At 73.5% G+C, this 7,234-nt stretch carries 6 protein-coding genes and 1 tRNA gene; 5 read left to right on the top strand and 2 right to left on the bottom strand.

The genetic code is table 11. The features are described from left to right. The 5 genes from IE278_RS26815 to IE278_RS26795 form a co-directional block, all read left to right on the top strand. Window positions 1–1,154: peptidoglycan-binding protein (locus tag IE278_RS26815; RefSeq protein WP_189775830.1), on the top strand; the 1,154-nt coding region annotated here is incomplete at its 5' end. 103 nt (window positions 1,155–1,257) lie between these two features. Then, window positions 1,258–2,481: an SPFH domain-containing protein gene (locus IE278_RS26810; RefSeq protein WP_189775829.1), complete on the top strand. Its 1,224-nt coding sequence runs from the start codon at window positions 1,258–1,260 to the stop codon at window positions 2,479–2,481. Then, window positions 2,468–3,313 (top strand): nucleoside/nucleotide kinase family protein, encoded by an 846-nt coding sequence (locus tag IE278_RS26805; protein ID WP_246570697.1) that lies wholly within the window; start codon window positions 2,468–2,470, stop codon window positions 3,311–3,313. The genes IE278_RS26810 and IE278_RS26805 overlap by 14 nt, the downstream gene beginning before the upstream one ends. A gap of 138 nt (window positions 3,314–3,451) precedes the next feature. After that, the gene (locus IE278_RS26800) at window positions 3,452–4,096 is read left to right on the top strand and encodes a lytic polysaccharide monooxygenase auxiliary activity family 9 protein (protein WP_189775828.1); all 645 of its coding nucleotides are present in this window, start codon (window positions 3,452–3,454) and stop codon (window positions 4,094–4,096) included. Between the two features lie 164 nt (window positions 4,097–4,260). Then, entirely contained in the window at window positions 4,261–5,937 is a 1,677-nt protein-coding gene (locus IE278_RS26795) for an AMP-binding protein (RefSeq protein WP_189775827.1), read from the top strand. A gap of 56 nt (window positions 5,938–5,993) precedes the next feature. Here IE278_RS26795 and IE278_RS26790 read toward each other — a convergent pair. Next, window positions 5,994–6,067, bottom strand: a tRNA-Lys gene (locus IE278_RS26790). Between the two features lie 97 nt (window positions 6,068–6,164). Further along, entirely contained in the window at window positions 6,165–6,923 is a 759-nt protein-coding gene (locus IE278_RS26785; protein ID WP_189775826.1) for an IclR family transcriptional regulator, read from the bottom strand. Window positions 6,924–7,234: the final 311 nt, after the last annotated feature.

Genomic DNA, 7,234 nt, shown 5'->3' with positions numbered 1-7,234 from the left:
CCGTCGCCGCCGCGCACGCCCCGCAGCGGCCCGGCGCCCCCGCGGCCGACGATCCCGGCACACCGCAGGGCGGCGCGACCCCGCTGCACGGCCCGGCCGGCGTACCGGCCAAGGCCAAGGTGTCCCCGACGACCCGGGCCGAGATCATCAACCGGGCCAGGCAGTGGGTCGTCGCGCAGGTGCCCTACAACATGGGCGCGTACTGGTCCGACGGTTACCGCCAGGACTGTTCCGGGTTCGTCTCGATGGCCTGGAACCTCGGCGGGAACGAATGGACGGGCAGCCTCGACAAGTACGGCGTCAGAGTCGGCCGGGACGATCTCCAGCCGGGGGACATGCTGCTCTTCCACAATCCGTCGGACCCCGAGAAAGGGTCCCACGTCGTGATTTTCGGCGGCTGGACGGATTACACGCGGAGCCATTACATCGCGTACGAGCTGACGCGCCCGCGCGCCCGCAGGCAGGCCACTCCGTACGCCTACTGGAGCAATTCGGACCGCTATCTCGCCTATCGGTACAAGGGGCTCAGGGCGGAGCCGGGCAAGGGCGGCACGGGCACCGGTACCGGCACGTCCGCCACCTCTCCGGCCACGGCCCGCTATCCCGGCGCCGCCGCCTTCGGGCCCGGCGCGAACAACGCGTACGTCACCCGGCTCGGGCGGATGCTCGTCGCGCGGGGCGCGGGGAGCTTCTACCTCTCGGGGCCGGGGCCGCGCTGGTCGGAGGCGGACCGGCGGGCGACCCGGGCGTTCCAGCAGGCGCAGGGCTGGACCGGGGCCGACGCCGACGGGCTGCCGGGGCCGACGACCTGGTCGTATCTGGTGAACGGGAAGGGCCGGGACGTCCGGGCCGCGAGCGCCGGCAGCCCCGGCACTCCCGCGAAGCCCCCGGCCGGCGGTGTCGCCTCGCACGGCGTCCCCGGTTATCCCGGCCGGGCGGCGTTCCGGCCCGGCGCCGACAGCGAGCACGTCACCCGGCTGGGGAGGCAACTGGTGAAGAAGGGATTCGGTACGCACTACACGCGGGGCCCGGGACCGCGCTGGGGCGAGGGCGACCGGCGCAACGTCGAGGCGTTCCAGCGCGCGCAGGGGTGGCGCGGCGGGGCGGCGGACGGCTACCCGGGCCCGGAGACCTGGCGGCGGCTCTTCTCCTAGGCGGTTCTTCCACCCGGCCGCGGTTCACCCACCGGACCCGCGGTCCTTCCACCGGACATGACTGTTCTTCCCGGCGCGGAGGCGCGGAGGCACGGAGGCACGTATGAGTACGACGACCACTTCACACTCCCCGGAGTCCGAGGGGCCGCCCGAGACGGGCGGCCGAGAGGCGGGCGGCCGGGACACGGGAGGTCGTGACACAGGTGGCCGCGGGGCGCGGATCATCCACAACGAGGCGACCACCGAGATCCCGGTCCACCTGCTCTTCCGCGACGAGCCCGAACCGGTGTCCGTGGCGCTGGCACCCGCGGTGGTGAACCGCCGGCGCGGCACGGGGGAGCAGCCGCGGATCACCCGGCGTCCCCCCGCCCCGCTGCGGCCGAGGCCCACACCGGAGGTCGACCCCGACCTCGTCGAGCGGCCCGCACGGGTGCTGCCGGGCATGGCCGGGGTGCTGGCCGGCGCGGTCGGTACGACCGGCTGCGTCCTGGCGTCCTGGTGGGCGGGCGTCCTGCCGCCGCTGGCCGTGGACGCGCTGGGGCTGCCCGCGCACACCGGCGCCGGGCTCGGCGGACCGCAGTGGGCGGCGCTCGCGGGCTGCGGGGCGCTCGCCCTGTTCGGGTTCGGCGGGCTGGCGCGCGGCCGTACCGGACGCGCCTGGGTGCTCGGCCTCTTCGGCCGCTACCGGGGCACGGTCCGGCGCACCGGGCTCATGTGGGTGAACCCGCTTGTGCTGCGCCGCCGTATCGACGTACGGCTGCGGCACTGGCGGAGCGAGGCGATGCCCGCGGTCGACGCGAACGGGGTCGCGCTGCGTGTCGTCGTGCTCGTCGTCTGGCGGGTGCGGGACACCGCCCGCGCCGCGCTCGGCGTCGAGGACCACCAGCTGTATCTGCGCGAGTGCGTGGAGGCGGCGCTCGCCCGGGTGCTCGCCCAGCTGCCGGCCGACCTCTCGCCGAACGCGTCCTACGGGCCGGGTCCGTCGGGCGCGGCGGACTCCGCGACCCTGCGCAACACGGAGGCCGTCAGCGACTCGCTGACCCGGCTGGTGGCGGCGGAGGCGGCGGCGGTCGGCCTTCAGGTGTACTCGGCGCAGCCGCTCGGGGTGGAGTACGCGCCCGAGATCGCCGCCGTGATGCAGCGCCGCCGGATCGCGGCCCTGGACGCCCAGCACCGCGACACGGTCCTCACCTCGGTCGTCGACTCCGTGGAGGACACGGTGACCCGGCTGACCCTGCGCGGTCTCGTCGAGCTGGACGACTACGAGCGCAAGGCCCTGGTGAAGGACCTGACGGTGGCGTTCTATACGGGGCATGGAGATCGATGACCCCCGCACCCCCACCACCGGCCCCCGCACCACCCCCACCGCCTCCGACCCGCAGGCCACTTCCGCCTCCTCCGACCCGCAAGCCACTCCAGCCGGCCCCGACCCGCAGGCCCCTCGCACCGGCCCCGGCCCCGGTACCGAGTTCGCCGGGAGCGCCCTCACCCTCGCCGGGCTCGCCGCGGACGCCTGGAGTCTGACGGAGGACACCCCGCGGGCCGTGCTGGGCCTGGCGGGACCGCCCGGGGCCGGCAAGTCCACCCTCGCCCGCGCCCTGGTCGCGCACCTCGGTGAGGGCGCCGCCTATCTGCCGCTCGACGGCTTCCACCTCTCCAACGCCCAGCTGGAACGCCTCGGCCTGACCGCCCGCAAGGGCTCCGAGCCGAGCTTCGACGTGTGGGGCTACGTCGATCTGCTGCGCCGGGTCCTCGACGAGACCGTCCGCGACATCTACGTACCGGACTACGACCGCACCCTCCACGAGCCCGTCGCCGCGCGGCACCTCGTGCCTCCGGCCGCCCAGCTCGTCGTCACCGAGGGGAACTATCTCGCCTGCGATCTGCCGGGATGGCGGGACGCGTATGTGCTCATGGGGGAGTGCTGGTACGTCGAGGCGCCGGGGGGCGTGCGGCAGGAGAGGCTGATGGAGCGGCAGTTGGCGGGTGGGAGGGACGAGGCGCAGGCGCGTGACTGGGTGGCCACCAACGACGACCCGAACGGACAGCTGGTGGAGAAGTCGCGGGACCGGTGCCACCGCATCCTCTCCACGACCGGCCTTCCTCTCGGCCTCCCCCTCGGCCCGTCCGGGATTGGTATGGACCCATCCCGCTTTTGAGGTGGACTTGATATGGACACAGCCAAGTCCTGGCAATAATCTGGTACTTGGTCTAGACCTGAAGAATCATCGCTTGACGCATCGCGACGCGCACGCACGGCTCACGGAACTTCCCCCACGTTCTCCAGGAGCGGCAGCATGCGAGAGACTCCCCAGCCCACCCTCCGGCCAACTCCCCCGCCCCGAAAGCGACTGAAGTGGTACGCCGCCGCCGTCGGACTCGCCACCACCGGAGCGATCGTCCTCTCCAGCGGCGGGGCCACCGGCCACGGCTACACCGATCTTCCCGTCAGCAGGCAGAAGGTCTGCCAGAACGGCACCGTGGCCAACTGCGGTGCCATCCAGTGGGAACCGCAGAGCGTCGAGGGGCCCAAGGGCTTCCCGGCGGGCGGGCCCTCGGACGGTCAGATCTGTTCCGCGAACCACACCAACTTCGGTGCGCTCGACAAGGCGACGACGCCCTCGGGCGGCGCCTGGCCGACGACGAGGGTCAGCGGCGGTCAGAGCTACACCTTCCGCTGGCAGTTCACGGCACGGCACTCCACGACCGACTTCAAGTACTACATCACCAAGAACGGCTGGAACCAGAACGCTCCGCTGACCCGGTCCGCGCTGGACACCACCCCGTTCCTGACCGTCCCCTACAGCGGTCAGCCCCCGGCTACGCTCTCGCACAGCGGCACCCTGCCGTCCGGCAAGAGCGGACACCACGTCATCCTCGCGGTGTGGACGATCGCCGACACGGGCAACGCGTTCTACGCCTGCTCGGACGTCACGTTCTGATCGGCGCCTGAGGATCTCCGCCACCCCCCACGGGTAGGTTCCACGCACGTCGGCATGGCCGTGACGGCGTGCGTGGAGCTGTACCGGACACCACGCCGGGCCACGGCAGGAACCGCTGCCACGACCCTCCCCATCTGACGCTCCGTCAATTATGGTGCGCCCCCATGGGAGCCAGGAGCACGGCGGCCGAACGGCGTACCGTCGCCGAACTCGTACAGGAGCGGTGGGGTGACCACCGGCCCGGGCTGTGGTTCGAGGAGCGGACCCTGACGCACCACGAGGTGGCCGCGGGTGCGGCGGCGCGGGCCGCGCTGCTCACCGACCTGCTGCCGTCCCGCGCGCAGCCGCATGTGGGCGTGCTGCTCGACAACACCCCCGAGTTCCCCCTCTGGCTGGGCGCCGCGGCCCTCGCGGGCGCGGCCGTCGCCGGGATCAACCCGACCCGCCGCGGCCCCGAACTCGCCCGCGACATCCTCCACACCGAGTGCCGCGTCCTGGTCACCGAGCGGACCCACCTCCCCCTCCTCGACGGACTCGAACTCCCCGGCGTACGCGTCCTGGTGACCGACACGCAGGCGTACGAGGACCTGCTCGCGCCCTACGCGGACGCGCGCCCGGAACCGGGACAGGGGCGGGCGACCCCGCGCAGCCGCTTCCTCCTCTACTTCACCTCCGGCTCGACCGGTGCGCCCAAGGCGGCGATCTGCTCCCAGGGACGGCTCGCGGCGGCCGGGCGGTCGCTGGTCGGTCACTTCGGGGTGCGCGCGGACGACGTGCACTACATCTGCATGCCGATGTTCCACGGCAACGCCGTGATCGCCGACTGGGCGCCCGCCCTCGCGGCCGGCGCGGGCGTGGCGCTGCGGCGCCGCTTCTCCGCCTCGGGCTTCCTGCCGGACGTACGGGCCTACGGGGCCACGTACTTCACCTACGTGGGACGCGCGGTCCAGTACATCCTGCAGACCCCGCCCCGCGCAGACGACCGCGACAACCCGCTGCGCACGGGCTTCGGGACGGAGGCGGGGGCGGTGGACGCGGCGGCCTTCGAGGAACGGTTCGGGGTGCGCCTGGTGGAGGGCTACGGGTCGTCGGAGGGCGGGGCGGCGATCCAGTGGTCGCCGGGGACACCGAAGGGCGCGACCGGACGGGCGGCCCCCGGCGACGACCTCGCGGTGATCGACCCCGAGACCGGCGCCGAGTGCCCCGCGGCGCTCTTCGGAGCCGACGGCCTGCTGCTCAACGGGCACGAGGCCATCGGCGAGCTGGTGAACCGCGGCCCCAACCCCTTCGAGGGCTACTGGCGCAACCCGGCGGCGGACGCGGCGCGCGGCAGGGGCGGCTGGTACTGGACCGGCGACCTCTTCTACCGGGACGCCGACGGCTACCTGTACTTCGCGGGCCGCACCGACGACCGGCTCCGCGTCGACAGCGAGAACCTGGCCGCCGCGGTGATCGAGAACATCCTCGCCCGCTACGAGGGCGCGGACGCCGTGGCCGTGTACGCCGTCCCCGACCCGGTGGCCGGCGACCAGGTCATGGCCGCCGTGGCCGGCACCTTCGACCCGCCCGCCTTCGAGGCCTTCCTGCGCGCCCAGCCGGACCTGGGCACCAAGATGGCCCCCCGTTTCGTACGGGTCCTCGACCGGATGCCGGTCACCGCCACCAACAAGATCCACCGGGCGGGCCTGCGCCGCGAGGGCTTCCGGTGCGCGGACCCCGTGTGGTGGCGGCCGACGGGGGAGCCGGAGAGCGCCGGGTACCGGCTGCTGAGCGGGGCCGACGTCGAGGCGCTGGTGGCGCGGTACCGGGCGCGGGGACGCGAGGAACTGCTGCTCAGGTGAGGCGCAACGCGAAAGGCCCCCGCTTGCGCGGAGGCCTTTCGGTGGTGCTCTTCTTGTGCGCCGCCAGGGACTCGAACCCCGGACCCGCTGATTAAGAGTCAGCTGCTCTAACCAACTGAGCTAGCGGCGCGTGACTCCCGCCGACCGCTCTCGCGGCTGGCGACAGGGAAAATACTACCCGCTCCGCAGGGGTGCTCCGGACCACCGGCGAGGTGCCGGGCGGCTGCTCAGATCGCCAGGGACAGCAGTACCGGCGCCGCGCCCCGGTTGAGGGTGTCGGCGGCCTCGCGCAGCCGGTGGGCGTGCTCCACCGGCAGGGAGAGGGCGAGGCAGCCCACGGCCGAACCGGCCGTGATGGGGACCGCCGCGCAGACCGTGCCGATCGCGTACTCCTGGAGGTCGAGCACGGGCACGGTGGGTGCCTGGGCGTCGAGCCGGGACAGCAGCACGCGTTCGTTGGTGATGGTGCGCGAGGTGAGCCGGGCCATCCGGTGGCGGGAGAGGTGGTCGCGCCGGCCGTTGAGGTCGAGCTGGCCGAGCAGGCTCTTGCCGATGGCGCTGGCGTGCGCCGCGGAGCGGAAGTCCACCCATTCGTTGACCGCCGGGGTGGCCGGGCCCTCCGCGCACTGGGTGACGTGGATCTCACCGTCCACGTACCGGCTCATGTAGACGGCGGCGCCGACCGAGTCGCGCAGCCGGTCGAGGTTCCGCTGGAGCTGGACGCGCAGTGCCTCGTCCCGGTCGCGCACGGAACCCAGCCGGCCGAAGGCCTCCCCGGTCGCGTACGCGCCGTCCGCGAGCTGCTCCACGTACCCCTCGCGGCGCAGCATGCGCAGGAGGGCGGTGAGGCGTTCGGTGCCGAGGCCGGTGTGCCGGGCGAGTTCGACGTCGGTGATGCCGGTGGTGTGCCGTGCCACGGTCTCCAGGACGCGCAGGGCGTCCTGGGCCGAGTGGTACGGCGCGGTCGACTCGCGCTTCAGCGCCACGGTGATCCCCCTGCGCTTTTCGGCCCGGCGCGCGGGTCGACGTCACGCGCATCGACCCGCACATCAACGCAGCCCGGACGGCCGGGCCTCCTCCACGATAGCCGTCGGGCCGGGCGCGCGGAGGGGCTGTTGGCGGGATTGATGGCGTGATCCGATCGCCTCAGCAGTGGCGCACCCGTCCGGCACATGCCGAAGGCATGCACCGGCGTCCCGGACGATCTGGCCGCCCCGACGGACTCGCCCGACCCGGCTCACCGGGCCGACCGGTTCACCCGGCCGACCGGCCCGCCTGGCCGGGCGGCCGGTCCGGG

The sequence above is a fragment of the Streptomyces tauricus genome (genome assembly GCF_014650955.1).
GTDB classification, from domain to species: domain Bacteria; phylum Actinomycetota; class Actinomycetes; order Streptomycetales; family Streptomycetaceae; genus Streptomyces; species Streptomyces tauricus.
Note: the sequence above shows the minus strand (reverse complement) of the source record. Positions and strands in the feature narration are given on the sequence as shown.

Excerpts from the sequence above, each read along its gene's own strand:
- IE278_RS26795 (WP_189775827.1), top strand. The coding sequence starts at position 4,261 with ATGGGAGCCAGGAGCACGGCGGCCGAACGGCGTACCGTCGCCGAACTC.
- IE278_RS26800 (WP_189775828.1), top strand. The coding sequence starts at position 3,452 with ATGCGAGAGACTCCCCAGCCCACCCTCCGGCCAACTCCCCCGCCCCGA.
- IE278_RS26805 (WP_246570697.1), top strand. The coding sequence starts at position 2,468 with ATGGAGATCGATGACCCCCGCACCCCCACCACCGGCCCCCGCACCACC.
- IE278_RS26810 (WP_189775829.1), top strand. The coding sequence starts at position 1,258 with ATGAGTACGACGACCACTTCACACTCCCCGGAGTCCGAGGGGCCGCCC.